The 14212-nt window shown below is 51.8% G+C and carries 15 protein-coding genes; 9 read left to right on the forward strand and 6 right to left on the reverse strand.

The window, feature by feature from the left end; all coding sequences use genetic code 11:
• Positions 1–18: 18 nt before the first annotated feature.
• Positions 19–1776, reverse strand: a complete 1758-nt coding sequence (locus D3P09_RS14190; RefSeq protein WP_120111174.1) for a sensor histidine kinase — start codon at positions 1774–1776, stop codon at positions 19–21.
• Positions 1773–2522, reverse strand: a complete 750-nt coding sequence (locus D3P09_RS14195) for a response regulator transcription factor (protein WP_120111176.1) — start codon at positions 2520–2522, stop codon at positions 1773–1775. The genes D3P09_RS14190 and D3P09_RS14195 overlap by 4 nt, the downstream gene beginning before the upstream one ends.
• 223 nt (positions 2523–2745) lie before the next feature.
• Between D3P09_RS14195 and D3P09_RS14200 the strand changes: the two genes are divergently transcribed.
• Complete coding sequence (locus D3P09_RS14200) at positions 2746–3765, forward strand: M23 family metallopeptidase (protein WP_243644182.1); 1020 nt, start codon at positions 2746–2748, stop codon at positions 3763–3765.
• Between the two features lie 89 nt (positions 3766–3854).
• Here D3P09_RS14200 and D3P09_RS14205 read toward each other — a convergent pair whose 3' ends face one another.
• Positions 3855–4625, reverse strand: coding sequence for an SDR family NAD(P)-dependent oxidoreductase (locus D3P09_RS14205; RefSeq protein ID WP_243644184.1), 771 nt, complete (start codon positions 4623–4625; stop codon positions 3855–3857).
• Between the two features lie 175 nt (positions 4626–4800).
• On the opposite strand from D3P09_RS14205, the gene D3P09_RS14210 reads away from it, so the two are divergent.
• Both D3P09_RS14210 and D3P09_RS14215 read left to right on the forward strand, forming a co-directional pair.
• Positions 4801–5577: a sulfite exporter TauE/SafE family protein gene (locus D3P09_RS14210; protein ID WP_120111182.1), complete on the forward strand. Its 777-nt coding sequence runs from the start codon at positions 4801–4803 to the stop codon at positions 5575–5577.
• 217 nt (positions 5578–5794) lie between these two features.
• Positions 5795–7126, forward strand: a complete 1332-nt coding sequence (locus D3P09_RS14215) for an FAD-dependent oxidoreductase (protein WP_120112451.1) — start codon at positions 5795–5797, stop codon at positions 7124–7126.
• Positions 7127–7318: 192 nt separating this feature from the next.
• On the opposite strand, the gene D3P09_RS14220 is transcribed toward D3P09_RS14215, so the two are convergent.
• Complete coding sequence (locus D3P09_RS14220; protein WP_120111185.1) at positions 7319–7849, reverse strand: type 1 glutamine amidotransferase domain-containing protein; 531 nt, start codon at positions 7847–7849, stop codon at positions 7319–7321.
• Between the two features lie 226 nt (positions 7850–8075).
• On the opposite strand from D3P09_RS14220, the gene D3P09_RS14225 reads away from it, so the two are divergent.
• From D3P09_RS14225 to D3P09_RS14250, 6 genes are all read left to right on the forward strand, one after another.
• Positions 8076–9314, forward strand: a complete 1239-nt coding sequence (locus D3P09_RS14225) for an SPFH domain-containing protein (RefSeq protein ID WP_120111188.1) — start codon at positions 8076–8078, stop codon at positions 9312–9314.
• Positions 9315–9321: 7 nt separating this feature from the next.
• Positions 9322–10044, forward strand: a complete 723-nt coding sequence (locus D3P09_RS14230; protein ID WP_120111191.1) for a hypothetical protein — start codon at positions 9322–9324, stop codon at positions 10042–10044.
• Positions 10045–10062: 18 nt separating this feature from the next.
• Positions 10063–10521: a hypothetical protein gene (locus D3P09_RS14235; RefSeq protein WP_120111194.1), complete on the forward strand. Its 459-nt coding sequence runs from the start codon at positions 10063–10065 to the stop codon at positions 10519–10521.
• Positions 10522–10577: 56 nt separating this feature from the next.
• Complete coding sequence (locus D3P09_RS27390) at positions 10578–11021, forward strand: hypothetical protein (RefSeq protein ID WP_133305007.1); 444 nt, start codon at positions 10578–10580, stop codon at positions 11019–11021.
• 66 nt (positions 11022–11087) lie between these two features.
• Positions 11088–11735 carry a hypothetical protein gene (locus D3P09_RS14245; RefSeq protein ID WP_120111199.1) on the forward strand — a complete coding sequence of 216 codons (648 nt, stop codon included), beginning with the start codon at positions 11088–11090 and terminating at the stop codon, positions 11733–11735.
• A 130-nt stretch (positions 11736–11865) separates the two neighbouring features.
• The gene (locus D3P09_RS14250; RefSeq protein ID WP_133305008.1) at positions 11866–12339 is read left to right on the forward strand and encodes a hypothetical protein; all 474 of its coding nucleotides are present in this window, start codon (positions 11866–11868) and stop codon (positions 12337–12339) included.
• Positions 12340–12416: 77 nt separating this feature from the next.
• Here the strand turns inward: D3P09_RS14250 and D3P09_RS14255 are convergent, their stop codons facing one another.
• Together D3P09_RS14255 and D3P09_RS14260 are read right to left on the reverse strand one after the other, a co-directional pair.
• Positions 12417–13109, reverse strand: a complete 693-nt coding sequence (locus D3P09_RS14255) for a M50 family metallopeptidase (RefSeq protein WP_120111204.1) — start codon at positions 13107–13109, stop codon at positions 12417–12419.
• A 107-nt stretch (positions 13110–13216) separates the two neighbouring features.
• On the reverse strand, positions 13217–14113 hold the full coding sequence (locus tag D3P09_RS14260; RefSeq protein WP_120111206.1) for a LysR family transcriptional regulator: 897 nt from the start codon (positions 14111–14113) through the stop codon (positions 13217–13219).
• Positions 14114–14212 lie beyond the last annotated feature (99 nt).

The following is a 14212-nucleotide window of genomic DNA, read 5'->3' on the forward strand; positions in this document are numbered from 1 at the left end:
GGCAGGGCGGTCTTTGCTTTATCCGGCAGCAGGCCAGTACAGACGAATAACCGTTCCTTGTCCCGGCGAGGTGTCCACCGTGATTCGCCCCCCCATCGCCTCGGCCAAATCCTTGGCGATCGCCATCCCGAGTCCTGTTCCTTCGACCATAGCCATGCTGTCTATGCCGCGGTAATAACGGTCGAACAGCCGCGCCGCCGTCTGCTCATCCATGCCTTTGCCATCATCGGCAAACGTGATCGCGATGCCGCCATTATGATCGTCTTCCGCCACGCTAACGGTCAATTGAGTTCCAGGCGGGTTATGCAGCAGCGCATTGGCGGTCAAATTCATCACAATCCGATTGAGCCACGGCGCATGCAGCTTGATGTACATTTCTTTACCGGACGGGACGAAGCTTACTCTTTGCTCGCCAAAGGACGGATGAGACGCGGCTTGCTCCACCGATTTGCGGAGCCACTCATTCAGCTCCAGCACTTCCCCCTCCGGCGGCTGTATGCCTGCGCTTATGCGATAGGTCATCGCCAGATCGTTGATCAGCGTATCCATATGACCCGACTTCTCCAGCATGGTTCGGGAGAATTGGCGCACCTCATCGGCGCTCCACTCATACCGCTCCTCCGATAACATATGAGCGTAGCCTTGGATGGAGGAGAGCGGCGTCTTGAGGTCATGGGTAATGCCTGATATCCATTCCTCTCGCAGGCTTCGGTTCTGCTCGCGCAGCTCCCGGTCACGAAGCAATGTGACGGACAAACGCTCGATGGAATGGAGCACATCGGAGAACACTCGGTAACGGGAACGCCAGCCTCCTTGCTGGTCGCGGCTTCTCGGGATTCCTTTGCGGTCGACCGGCTCTGTATATATGCCTTTGCCAAGCGAGTCCAGCCAGGCCAGCATATGCAGCATCGGCGATCCGAAGCGCCGCGCATTCCATAAGGACAGCAGGAAGAATACCAGCAGCAGAGAAAGAAGCATAACCGAAATCGCGATCAGCAGCACCTTCGCCTCAGGAGGCAGCCATGACGTCTCCGATTGTGCTGTCTTCATTGCATTCGGTACAGCCACGATCCAGGTCATCCCCGTCTCCGGAACATATTGGACATGCATGCGATAGCCGTAGCGGGCATTGTACATGGTACGCAGCGCCATCTCCTGCACGCTGTACTGATCAATTGCATCCGCCGGCTTGTTGAACGAAGCCAGCTCCGCCCCGGTGTAATTCAGCACCTGAGCATATCCTCCCAGTGCCAGAAGCCGCTCCTCCGCCGTCTTCGGAAGCTGCAATCTTCCGTCCGCAGCCGCTTGTCCCTGTGCTACCGCTGTCTCAAGCAAAGGTCCCGTCTCGTCTTTAATCCCATAGACAACCGTAAATAATCTGCCTTGCTTCTCTTGAATCCACAAATACAAGTGATAGGGGAACGGCCTCTCTCCTGTCCAATAAGAGATCATCTCCCCCGGCGCATAATTCAGCGGCACATCGGACGGCGTATTAAAGGACTGCTCTACATTCCCGTCTTCATCGAGGCTTTGCAGCCATCCGTTGTTCAATTTCACCTGCTCCAGCAGCTTCGGATCGAATTTGATGCCGTCCTTTGTCAGCTTCGAGGATTCCACTAGTCTCTCCAGGCCAATGGATGAAAAATCGATTGAAATATTAATTTCCGCATAACGCTGAGTGATCCATATAATGCCTGCTGCTACAATCAGCAAAGAAAGAACCACCGCTATGGTGAGCTGAAGCGTAAATCGCAGAATAAGCCGGCGCTTCATCATGCGTTCCTGCCTTCGGCATTCGGCCTCTGAACCAGCTTATAGCCCATGCCTCTTACATTCACGATAAACTTCGGGCGGGAAGGATCTTCTTCAATCCTCTCCCGTATGCGATGAATATGCACCATAACCGTATTGTCGTCATTCAGCGCATCGACGCCCCATACTTGCTCGTACAGCTCGCTTTTGCTGAAAATCCGGTTTGGATTTTTGCACAGGTAGAGCAGCAGCTGGAATACGAGAGCCGGACATCCGACGGACTGGCCGTTCACCATAAGCTCGCCCGCTTCTTCATGCACCTGAAATCTGCCGTAATCGTAGATCGTGCCGTTTTTCCCTTCGCTTCGCGCCTCCCCCTGACCGTTCTGCTGAAGAACAGCCATGTAGCGGCGGAGCTGAGACCGGATCCGGGCGACAACCTCCATCGGGTTGAACGGCTTGGTAATATAGTCATCGCCGCCTACTGCAAAGCCGGATAATTTGTCAAAGTCGGATGTGCGTGCGGTAAGGAATAGGATAGGCGCATCCGTCAGCTGCCTAAGGAATGGGGCAGCCTCCAGACCGCTGCGCCCCGGCATCATCACATCCAGCACGATGATATGATAGGTTTTGGCTGCGCATGCCTCCAAAGCCTCCTCTGCGGAGCGTACAGTATCGATATCGGCAAAGCCTTCTTTCCGCAATACAGTCTTCATCATTTCAAGTATAGAAAGCTCGTCATCGACAAGCAGAATAGAAGCATGGTTCATCGTCGTACTCCTTTGGGGACTGACTTTGACTTTATTTTAACATGACTTTCGGGAGGCGGAAGCTGCGCCATTCTTAACGGAGCCTTAATTCTCCGCGCTGCATCTCCCTCATCCTTAAGATTCCGTACATATTCCGTTTCATGTGCCTTTAAACTCAATTGTTACGATAGAAACGAACCAAAGATAGAGAGACGGACGAATAAATATAAAGGAGTGGAGTTTGATGACAAACAAATTGCCAAAACGCTTCAGAATAGCTGGAGCCATCATCGCAACTGGAGCTATTGCGGGAATGCTGACTGCCTGCAGCGGGGATGCGAAGCCTGCTGCTACGCCGCAAGCCACACCAATTAGCACGGGAGGGGAACAAACGGTGAATGAATCAAGCAGGATTGAGCCGGATGATTTGGCCAAAGCTATTTTGGACGGGGAATACTCGCGCATTTACAAGCAATTATCCCAGGATTTCCGCTCTCAAGTAGGCGAGGAAGAATTCAAGACCATCGCAGCTGACACTACGGCGGGCATAGAATCCTTCAAGGAATCAAGCTCACTCAAGTTGAATGGCCTCGATCAGCGGATATGGCTAAGCAGCTCCAATGATATCGGCATGCTCGCTGCATTTGATCAAGACAACGTAATTGTCGCCCTTCAATTCCAGCAGCTTGAGCAGCACGCTGATACCGACCAGCTCTATACGAAGGTAACCTATGATTGGCCAATGAACGGCGATTGGTTTGTATTCTGGGGCGGGACCAATGTATTCGACAACTACCACTATGCGCATCCTTCCCAGCGATACGCCTACGACCTTGTACAAGTGAAGGATGGCATGTCGTATGAAGGAGATCCCGGGAAGAATGAAAGCTACTTCGCCTTCGGCCAAGACGTGGTCGCTCCCGCTGACGGCACAGTCGTTGCAGTCGTCAATGATATCGCGGATAACGAACCCGTAGGCGTGATGAACGAAAAGGCTCCCGCCGGCAATGTCGTCGTCATCGACCATGGCGGAGAATTCAGCTACCTTGCGCACCTGAAAAAGGGCTCGGCTACCGTCAAAGCCGGCGATCAAGTGAAGCGCGGCGATAAAATCGGCGAGGTCGGCAATTCCGGCAACTCCAGCGAAGCGCATATGCACTTCCAGGTATCCGATGGCAGCGATCTATTCGAGTCCAAGTCCATTCGCGTCAAGTGGTCGAACGATCTTGAACCGGTTCGTGGAGGGATCGTTAGCGCTGATTAATAGAAAATGTTAAGCAAAGAAGACTGCCCATTCGCTAAACCGAATGGCAGTCTTTTTGTAAGGTATGGGCATGTCTGCAGGCAAGGCCGCTACTCCTCGTATATCATGCGCCGGCTCATCCCGCCATCGACATCCAGATGAATGCCTGTGACAAAGTCGTTGTCCGGATCCGTCAGATAGAAGCAGGCTTTGACAATATCCTCAGGCCTGCCTACCCGTCCAGCCGGATGCTGGGTATGATCCTCCTTACGCAGGGCGCTGTAATCCCGGGTCTCGATCCAGCCGGGGCATATCGCGTTCACGCGGATATGATCCGGGCCAAGCGAGACGGCCATGGCATGCGTCAGTCCCAGAATGCCTGCTTTCGACGCCGCATAGGCCTCGGAGTTCGGCTCGGACATATGCGCTCGTGTGGAGGAAAGATTCACGATAGCGCCGCCTCCGCGCGTCCTCATCTGCATCGCAGCCTCGCGCGAGCATAGGAAGGTTCCCCGCAAGTTGGTATGAATGACGCTGTCCCATTCCTCCAGCTCCAGATCGTACGGCGACTTCCATATGCCGAAGCCGGCGTTGTTGATCAAGATATCGACGCCTCCGGTAATCTCCCCGATTCTCGTGAACATGCCGGAGATCTCGCCAGGAACGCTTAGATCGGCTGTAATCGAAATGGCTTCATATCCCTCTGCTCCGAGCTGCTTCGAAGTGTCCGCCAGTCCGTTTTCATTGCGGTCAGCAATGATTACGCGCGCTCCCTCTCTCGCATATGCCAGCGCAAGCGCTTGTCCGATTCCCGCTCCGGCTCCTGTAATGAGAACGACTTGCTGTGTATAGCGTGCTTGCTGCTGCTCTTTTCCCATCATACTGCACCTCCTCTATCTTCTATAAATCACGCCGCATGAGATTTACTGTTATTATAGCTCTTCCCTTGTTGCGGAACAAAATAAGGAGGCATATGGCGGAAGACTGAAAAATGAGATATGATTTGTCAGCATGCATCTAATGATCAGTCTGATTAAAAGAACGGGATGAACGACAATGGGAATAGAATGGGAATGGACTTGGCAAGTCATATTGATTATTGTCGCAGGCGGCTTTATTGCGGCGTTCGTTGACTCGGTCGTAGGAGGCGGAGGCCTGATTGCCGTCCCGGCGCTGCTCGCCGCGGGCTTGCCGCCGCACTTGGCGCTCGGCACGAATAAGCTTGCCGGATCGATGTCTTCTCTTACGAGCACGATCGCTTTTTTCCGCTCAGGAAATATTGACCTCCGGTTATCCGGTAAGCTTGTGCCCGTGACCGCTGTCGGCGCGGTGGGAGGAACGCTGCTCTTGCAGCTCGTGCCTTCAGATTGGCTTCGTCCGCTGGTTATTGTCATGCTGCTGCTCGTGACGGTCTACACCCTCTTCCGCAAGGACTGGGGGAAGGTCAGCACCTTGCGCGCGCTGTCCCGCCGAAGCTGGCTTGCTATGGCGGCTGCCGCTTTGCTCATAGGCGGGTATGACGGATTTTTCGGGCCGGGCACAGGGTCGTTCCTGATCTTCGCTTTTCTCTTGATCGGCATGGACTTTGTGAAGGCGGCAGGGAATGCGAAGCTGCTGAACTTCACGAGCAATTTTTGCGCCTTGATCGCTTTTGCCGCGCTTGGCTCCGTATCGTATGGAGTAGGTCTGCTGATGGGCGGAGCTATGGTGCTGGGGTCCATTGCGGGGTCGAGAGTAGCCATCAAGCAGGGGGCAAAGTATGTGAGGCCGCTCTTTATCGGAGTAAGCGCATTGCTGATAGCAAGGCAAATATGGGTAATGGCGGTGGGGTAAGAGACCTCCCGCCATTTTTTTGTCACATGTTGTGAAAAAAATCACATAATTATTCCGGAGTCTATTGCGCTCCTCTTTCCGATCGAATATGATAATAACAAATAGATGTTTGTGAATCGTTTCACATTGTATTGTGGGTTGTGAAAAGATTCACTTAGTGCGAGGGGCGAACCTAACGTCCCTTGTTCCACACAAGGAGGAGATTGGAATGAGAAACATGAACATTGCTGTTATCGGATGCACGCACGCTGGCACGGCCGCTATTACTGGAATGGCTAAGCAATACCCTGACGCCCAAATTACCGTCTTCGAGCGGAATGATAACATCTCCTTCTTGTCGTGCGGCATCGCGCTTCATGTCGGCGGCGTCGTGAAGGATTCGAAGGGATTATTCTACTCGTCGCCTGAGCAGATGGAAGAGCTTGGCGTGACCATGAAGGTTCGTCATGATGTGCTCGATGTGGATACGGACGCCAAGACGCTAAGAGCCAAAAACCTGCAAACCGGCGAAGAATTCGTCCACTCGTACGACAAGCTGGTCGTAACGACCGGCTCGTGGCCGATTATCCCTCAGCTGGAGGGCATCGATCTGGAGAACGTCGTGCTTTGCAAAAACTACAACCACGCGCAAGCGATCATTCAGAAGGCAAGGCTTGCCCGCCGCATCGCCGTCATCGGCGCAGGCTATATCGGAATCGAGCTGGTGGAAGCCTTCGAGATGCTGGGCAAAAACGTAACGCTAATCGACAACATGGAGCGTGTGCTCTACAAATATTTGGACCGCGAATTTACGGATGTCGCGGAGTGCGCATTCGCCGATCAAGGCGTGAAGCTGGCGTTGGGTGAGACCGTCACCTCGTTCCAAGGCAATGCGAAGGGCGAAGTCAGAGGTGTCGTTACGAACAACGGCGTGCATGAAGCAGATATGGTGGTGCTGTGCATGGGCTTCCGGCCGAATACGGAGCTGCTGAAGGGACAGGTCGATATGCTGCCGAACGGCGCAATCATCGTCGATGAATACATGCGCACCAGCAAGCCTGACGTATTCGCCGCCGGAGACAGCTGCGCGGTCAAATACAATCCGACTGGCGAGCATGCCTACATCCCGCTGGCTACCAATGCGGTCCGCATGGGAACGCTTGTCGCCAGAAACCTGGTTGAGCCGGCCGTCAAATATCTCGGCACGCAAGGCACATCGGGCATCAAAATCTACGACTACAACATCGCTTCGACCGGCATGACCGAGACGGCTGCCATTGCTGCGGGATTGAACGTGAAAAATGTCACAATCATTGACAATGACAAGCCGGAGTTCATGCCGACGTACGAGAAGGTTACGCTCAAGGTGGTCTATGAAGCGGACACGGGCAAAATTCTCGGCGCCCAGCTGATGTCGAAAATCGATCTGACCCAGTCGATCAACACGCTGTCGGTCTGCATCCAAAACGGCATGACGATGGATGAGCTCAGCTTCGTCGACTTCTTCTTCCAGCCGCATTACAACAAGCCATGGAACCTCCTGAACCAAGCCGGCTTGCAGGCGGTGTAAGCTAGGCGGGCTAATAGAGGCGGCGTGACCGAATTGATCGCGGTTAAGAGCAATAAGTCGATCTAACCGACTTATTATACTGGACGCGGCTCGCGGCAGCTTTTTAATCATGCGAAACACACCTAAAAGGCGACGAAGGAACCATTCCTCCGTCGCCTTTGTCTCTTTCATCATCTTGCAGCTGCCTGTCGCCTACCAAGCATTCACGCCGATCTTCTCCACTATTTCGCTAATAAAGGCAGGCTCGTCCTCAGGTGTGCGCGATGTAATCAAATTCTGGTCCACAACGACCTTTTTATCGATAAAGCGGCCGCCCGCTTTCTCCACCTCGGATGCGATGCCCGGATATGACGTCAGTGTGCGCCCCTCCAATATTCCGGCTGCAGCCAGAATTTGCGGCCCGTGGCAAATCGCAGCGATTGTGATGCCGGCAGAGTCTGCCTCCTGGACAAATTGCTGGACCTTCTCGTTGTCCATTAGCTTGCCCGGAGAGCTTCCGCCCGGAATGATGACGGCAGCATAGTCGCTTGCTTCCGCTTCATTGATGGAAAGATGGGACGTATAGGCGATCGTTCCTTTTTTGCCCCGCAGCTCCTCACCTGCCCGCTCACTGATAATTACGGTCTCATGACCGTTCTTCACCATTTCGTCGAACGGATTCCTCATCTCGGAATCCTCGAATCCATCCGCCAGCAGAAACGCAACCTTTTTTGCATTCGTCATTGTCAATCGCTCCTCTCAAACCTGGAATACGTATACTTTACCCTGCGCACTCCGATTTGAAGCAACCGTCTCTGCTTCTAAAATAAATAATCGCATCCATATCTTCTCAATCCCGTATATCAAATTGGGACAAACTTCTAGCCCAATCGACTTTAATCTATTAATATAAGAAGAGATCAATTGCAGGGACTATTTTCCCATATTACATAAAAGAGGTGATGACGCAATGTCCTTGATTGATATCGTCAAATATGACGGCACGCCGGATGTGTACGCTTGGAAATTTCCGCATCAGGAGCTGGGCACTTGGACGCAGCTGATTGTCAATCAATCGCAGGAAGCGATCCTGTTCAAAGGAGGCCAGGCGTTAGACAGCTTCGGACCAGGCAGACATACGCTTAGCACAGCCAATATTCCGCTTTTGAACCATATTGTCAATCTGCCGTTTGGCGGCAAATCTCCGTTCACCGCAGAAGTTTGGTTCGTGAACAAAGGAAGCGTTCTGGATATTAAATGGGGCACAGCCACTCCGATTCAGGTGAAGGACCCCCTGTATCATATTTTGGTGCCCGTGCGCGCTTTTGGCCATTTTGGACTGACCGTCGAGGATAGCCGGAAATTCCTAATCAAGCTGGTCGGAACGCTCGGCGAATTCTCGAAGGAATCGATCACGAAGCATATTCGCGGCGTGATGATGATGAATATTACCGAAATCATAACGTCGTATCTGATTCATAAAAAAGTAAGCTCCTTGGAAATCAACGCGTACATTAGCGAAATTTCCTCGCATGCACAGGCCAAAATCGCAGCAGAGCTGGATGAATTCGGGATCAAGATCCATCATTTCTACATTGAAAATGTCAGCGTGCCGGATGGCGATCCTTCCATCGAGAAGCTGCGCAGCTTGCTGAACAAGAGACTAGAGATGGAAATGGTCGGCTTCTCCTATCAGCAGCAGCGCTCTCTCGACATCCTGGAAGGCGCCGCCAAAAATCCGGGCAGCGTTCACCCGCTCTTTGTCGGCGCGAATCTCGGTAGCACGCTTGGCGGCGCATTCAGCGGCCAGATGGATCGGGTCAGCGACGCGATGAATGCCTCGCCTCCGCCTGCTCTAGCGCGGTGTCCGCATTGCGGAACCAGCGGCTCGGCTGGCGTGCCATTTTGCAGCAATTGCGGTAAAAGCATGCGCGAGAAGGAGCCTGCGGCTGCAGAAGCCCCGGCCAAAAAGGTGCACCATTGCGACAAGTGCGGGACCGCTTTAGCCGAAAACGCCAAATTCTGCGCCAATTGCGGCGACAAGTACCATGCGTGCCCGTCTTGCGGAGCCGATACGGCTGAGGACAGCGCCAAATGCCATGAATGCGGGACAGCGCTGCCGATGTCTTGTATTAGCTGCAAAGAAACCATAACCGGCGGCTCGGCGTTCTGCAGTCATTGCGGCGCAAGCCAGAAGCAAGGAGGTTGATCAGGCTATGACATTGCGTCCGCAAGTGTTGAATTCGATCATCTTCTTGCTTATTGGAGGACTTACGTTATTCATCTATTTTGGCCTTAATCCGATTGCCGCCTGGGACTTGCGCCAGATCATAGCGCTCTCTGCCATCCTATTGGCAGAGCTGACTATTTATCTGATGATCTCCCGCTTAATTCAGGGAGCTAAGGCAGGCTATCAAGGCTCTTATATCACTTATGGAATCATCGCCGGCCTCTATTTCGTTGCGGTTGTTGTTGCGGCATTTCTGGCTTTTCTTCCGCTTGGTATATATATAACGCTTCATGGCGTCCTGCTGCTTGTTGCCATAATTGCTTCCGCACTGGTTCGCGTATCCTACTCGCATATTCAGAACGTGGAGCAGGGAGACAGCGAGCGTACTGCAGACTGGAAGCTTATGCTGACAGCAGCTCGGAATGCCAAGCTTTCGCTTCAGCGATGGGGACCGGCGGAACGTTCAAAAGTAGCACCCGCTATGGATGCTCTTATTGACGATATTACCTATAGCGACCCTGCTTCCCTTCCCGCTCTTGCCGAGCTAGAATATACGATGCAGCTGGATATCCAATATATCAATGGCGTCATCGAATCGGCGAAACAACCTAATGAGCAAACCGGCTCCGCAGAGGAGCTCATCCGTTCCATTCATCATCTGCGGGGACAAGTCAAAGCCCGCAACCAGCAGCTGGTTGCGAGCAAATAACGGAGGATATAGAACGCTATGCGTAATTTTGCTTTCGTCATTTCTATCATATTAACAGTGGCTGGTGCTATTCATACATTTCTTTCTATTATGTTTACATTCATTATTATGTCGGAAGTATCAACACAACCTTCACCTGTGTCAGCCAGCATCGTCTTTCTATTAATCCTTTTCATTATGTTCTATCTGCCTACATTCGCATTCTATTACTTCGGGCATCGCATTCGGAAAAAGCTGAAACTTACAGCAACGAACGTGGCCGCTGAATACAATCCAGGATATAGTGTCCCACCTGTTCAACAGCGCGTAGAAACCAGAACGGTCTTCCATGCCGCTGAACCCAAGCCTGCACCCGCTCCGAGAAAAGCACCTTCCGTGTCCGTAGAATGTAAAGGCTGCGGTTCCCGGAAGGCTGTAGCAGCAGGAGAAAGCACATCTTGCGACTATTGCGGATCGCCACTGACAGCCAATGCTTAATACTGAAAGATATATGGCGATTGTGCCGATAAGTTAACGGAGGATGAATTTTGCCTATGCGTATATTCAAAATTATAATCGGGAGTATTTTACTCGTACTCGGTATCCTGTATTCCATTCTTTCCATTATGTCCTCTATTGAGATGAGCCCTGGCAATTCCGCTGGCGAGGTAATTGGACATTACATTGGTGAGCTCTTGCTTTTTTATGGTCCTTCCTTTCTGCTCCTGTTCTTTGGCTATCGGTTGATCAGAAAGAAGAAACCCAAGAAACAAGCTTTGCCAAAGCAACACCCCAATCCTGCTTCATTTGTTCCGCCAGTGCAGCAACAAGTCAATACAGTCAATACAGTTAATAAAGCCATAGAAACCAAACCAACACCGCCGCCTGTACCGAAAAAGACTGTATCTGTAGAATGCAAGGGCTGCGGCGCTCGAAAGGCTGTTCCATTAGGCGAGAGCTCGCCTTGCGATTATTGCGGATCGCCTCTAACAGCATAGCTTGCTGTGCTGAGCCTTGTGTTCTTTCCGTGTGGTTGATCGTTCATATTGGAGGTACAGAAAGAAATGCGAGATTTAAAATATGTACTGTCAATTGCCATGACCATTCTCGGAGCCGTTTACATCCTGTTTTCTATAGGATTTACATTCATTATTTTTTTACAAATTGCGGGTGACGACGCTTCTCCATGGATGATTCTCTTTATTTTATTAATCAATACGCCGCCTGTTTTGCTATTGTACTACGGACAGCGCATTCGAAAGAAAGTACATCAAAACGAAGTGATACCAATGAGCAGGTATGGCAAAGCGTATCTGTATATAGGTATAGGGGTTTTGCTTTCCGCACTATCAATAACAGTTACATTTATTGTGGGAAAGGATTTATTTGACTTTATCCTTCTTTTTTTAATACTCTACCTCCCTTCTTACCAGTTCTTAATGCGCGGATACCGCATGAGGAAAAATCTGAAGTTAGAAGAGCTGGCTTTATCCCAGCCTGTTCCGCAGTGCTATCCGGTTCACAACTATCCGCCTTTCCAACAACAAACAGAACCAAAAACAATCATTAAAGTCGTGAAAGTCAAACCGGATCCTGTACCCAAAAAAGCGGTGCCCGTGGAATGCAAGGGCTGCGGTGCCCGGAAAGCTGTTATAAGGGACGAGCTTTCGTTTTGTGACTACTGCGGCTCTCCTTTAACATCGGGAGCTTAAGCCGCGGCAACGCGAACACACTTTTGATTGTCTATTGAAGAGTTTGCTTAGCGGCATCCTGCAACGGATCTTAAATTATGATATGTAAAAATTTAATTTGCCCCGCTAGCCTGGGGCCGGTTGCCAGTACATGACGAAGGGTTTGAAAGCCATGCGTTTTTTCTCACATATCCTGACCACTCTTGGCGTCTTGCTCGCCTTTGCTTCGCTCTTGTTCACAGTTGTAGTCGGGCTGATCACCTCGGAATCAGGCAGCTCTGATCTTTCTACATCCATATGGGCACTTGTCTTCATGTTCTATCTCCCAACGTTCCTGCTGTTGTTCTTCGGCCATCGCATCCGAAGAAATCTGCGGTTGAAGCTGGAGGCAGCGTCACAGCCAGTCCAGCAGCCTAGACCGGTTCAAGTCATTCAGCCGCCCCCTCAGCAGCGTGTGGAAACAAGAACCGTGATCAACGTCGTAGAGTCCAAGCCAGCGCCAGCTCCCAAAAAAGCGGTATCCGTATCCGTCGAATGCAAGGGCTGCGGCGCCCGGAAGGCTGTTATTGCCGGCGAAAGCTCGCCGTGCGACTATTGCGGGTCTCCGTTAACTGCTCGCGGTTAAATTCAGTTTCTTGGCATCACAAAAGGCCGGCCAGACGTTCAAACGTCTAGCCGGCCTTTCTTCACGAAACTCGCAGCTTAAGCCATCAGCTTCGCATGCTCCTGCCCTCTCCTTCTCCCCAGCAGCCGGCTAAGCGAGACGCGCGCGCACCACAAGGCAAAGGCTACAAATACGAAGCCCCATAACAGAGCAGGCACGCCTGTTGCTTTGGCTAAGTTAGTGGCGTCGCCCGCAGAGCCTGGAGATTGCAAGGCCAGATAGAGAATTACAAAGGCGGAGACAACGGACTCCACCAGGCACAAAAAAGCGATCAGCAAGTAATAGCCTTGCTGCAGCCATCTCGGAGCCAAGAAAGCGACTGCGGCCGTCACAGCCGCAAAGCCGACGCTCCATGCAAAACCGTAACCGTTCCGGACAAACAGAATAGCTGCAAGTCCCGCCATTATAGCAATGATCGTTAAACCCGTTTTCAGATTATCCTTGCGGAACAGGATAAACAGCAGCATGGCAAATAGCGACGCTCCCACATATCCCGCCAGACCGATCGGGATGATCATCCAGCCTTCCTGAAACTGAGTCCACGTCACGCCGCTCTGATCCGCATACAGATGTATCTCCATCACCCGGCCCTGCAGCAGCAGCGCGGCCAGCCCGTGAGACAGCTCATGCACCAGCGTATTCACGTTGCGGAAAAACTCCGAAAACGGTATGAAACGCGTCAAAATTAGAACAACAATAAACAGCAGCGCCGTACGAAACCATGAAAACAATAAAGTTCCCCCTCTATGCTGAAAATAGCCCCTTCATTCCCTTATTATCCTCACGGGATTCCAATATCTACTATACCATTAACCGCACCGCCAAGCCGCAAATAACGCTATTCGAACCGGGCCATCCGCTTGTATTTCTCCACCTGCATCAGAAACTCGCTCAGAAAAGCCTCGCTTGCCGCCGACATTCCTTTCCGGTCATGAGCCCAATACAAATGAACAGAAGGCTTCTCTTCGATCGGAATTGGAACAATCTTGCCCATTGCGACATGAGGATCGTTCCGAAGCGAGATATCCATGGAGAAGCTGATGGCAACACCTTCAGCCGTAACATATTTGGCCGCCTCCGTGCCTTTCGAATGGAACAGCTGCTTGGGCGTGCCGTAGCTCAGCAGCAATTCCTTCATATGCCCGGACACGCCAACGAGCGGATAATGAAGAATATCAGCGAACGAGATGCTCTTCCTGGCCGCAAGCGGAGTCTGTACCCCGACACAAGCCATAATCTCGCAGGAGAGAAACCGCTCCGCCCTAAGATGCTTATTCGCATATTCTCCCGTAATGCCCATCAACCCCAGATCAAGCCGGTTCTCCAGCAGCTTCTCTTCAATGCCGCCGGAATGCTCCTCCAGAATCTCCAGCTCGACATAGGGATGGCGGATGGCAAAAGCGGATAGCGTCCGCGGCAAAAAGCTGGTGCAGATTCCGGAGATCGCCCCGATCACAAGCTTCCCCCGAAGCACCTCCGTATGCTCATTTGCCGTCGCCTTTAATTCATGAAGCTTAGCCAGAATATGTCTGGCTTTCGCGATGACAGCCTCGCCCGCCTCGGTAGGCACCGTTCCGCCTCTGGTGCGATGGAATAGCTGTACACCCACCTCTTGCTCCAGCGCCGCTACCGACTGGCTGATGTTAGGCTGTGAGACATGAAGCTTCTCCGCCGCGATGGAAAAAGATCCGGTACTGGCGATTTCGACAATATACTGCAGCTGCTCAATTCTCATAACAACCTCCGTTGTATAAGTAAAAATAATACGACAATAACTATTAACTATTGTACATTACACCTATGAATATGAGTTAATAGTATCAGTTTATACCCT

This window comes from Paenibacillus pinisoli (assembly GCF_003605435.1).
Taxonomy (GTDB): domain Bacteria; phylum Bacillota; class Bacilli; order Paenibacillales; family Paenibacillaceae; genus Pristimantibacillus; species Pristimantibacillus pinisoli.

Coding starts and splice junctions, on each gene's coding strand:
- D3P09_RS14190 (WP_120111174.1), bottom strand. CDS start 1,776: ATGATGAAGCGCCGGCTTATTCTGCGATTTACGCTTCAGCTCACCATA.
- D3P09_RS14195 (WP_120111176.1), bottom strand. CDS start 2,522: ATGAACCATGCTTCTATTCTGCTTGTCGATGACGAGCTTTCTATACTT.
- D3P09_RS14200 (WP_243644182.1), top strand. CDS start 2,746: ATGACAAACAAATTGCCAAAACGCTTCAGAATAGCTGGAGCCATCATC.
- D3P09_RS14205 (WP_243644184.1), bottom strand. CDS start 4,625: ATGATGGGAAAAGAGCAGCAGCAAGCACGCTATACACAGCAAGTCGTT.
- D3P09_RS14210 (WP_120111182.1), top strand. CDS start 4,801: ATGGGAATAGAATGGGAATGGACTTGGCAAGTCATATTGATTATTGTC.
- D3P09_RS14215 (WP_120112451.1), top strand. CDS start 5,795: ATGAACATTGCTGTTATCGGATGCACGCACGCTGGCACGGCCGCTATT.
- D3P09_RS14220 (WP_120111185.1), bottom strand. CDS start 7,849: ATGACGAATGCAAAAAAGGTTGCGTTTCTGCTGGCGGATGGATTCGAG.
- D3P09_RS14225 (WP_120111188.1), top strand. CDS start 8,076: ATGTCCTTGATTGATATCGTCAAATATGACGGCACGCCGGATGTGTAC.
- D3P09_RS14230 (WP_120111191.1), top strand. CDS start 9,322: ATGACATTGCGTCCGCAAGTGTTGAATTCGATCATCTTCTTGCTTATT.
- D3P09_RS14235 (WP_120111194.1), top strand. CDS start 10,063: ATGCGTAATTTTGCTTTCGTCATTTCTATCATATTAACAGTGGCTGGT.
- D3P09_RS27390 (WP_133305007.1), top strand. CDS start 10,578: ATGCGTATATTCAAAATTATAATCGGGAGTATTTTACTCGTACTCGGT.
- D3P09_RS14245 (WP_120111199.1), top strand. CDS start 11,088: ATGCGAGATTTAAAATATGTACTGTCAATTGCCATGACCATTCTCGGA.
- D3P09_RS14250 (WP_133305008.1), top strand. CDS start 11,866: ATGACGAAGGGTTTGAAAGCCATGCGTTTTTTCTCACATATCCTGACC.
- D3P09_RS14260 (WP_120111206.1), bottom strand. CDS start 14,113: ATGAGAATTGAGCAGCTGCAGTATATTGTCGAAATCGCCAGTACCGGA.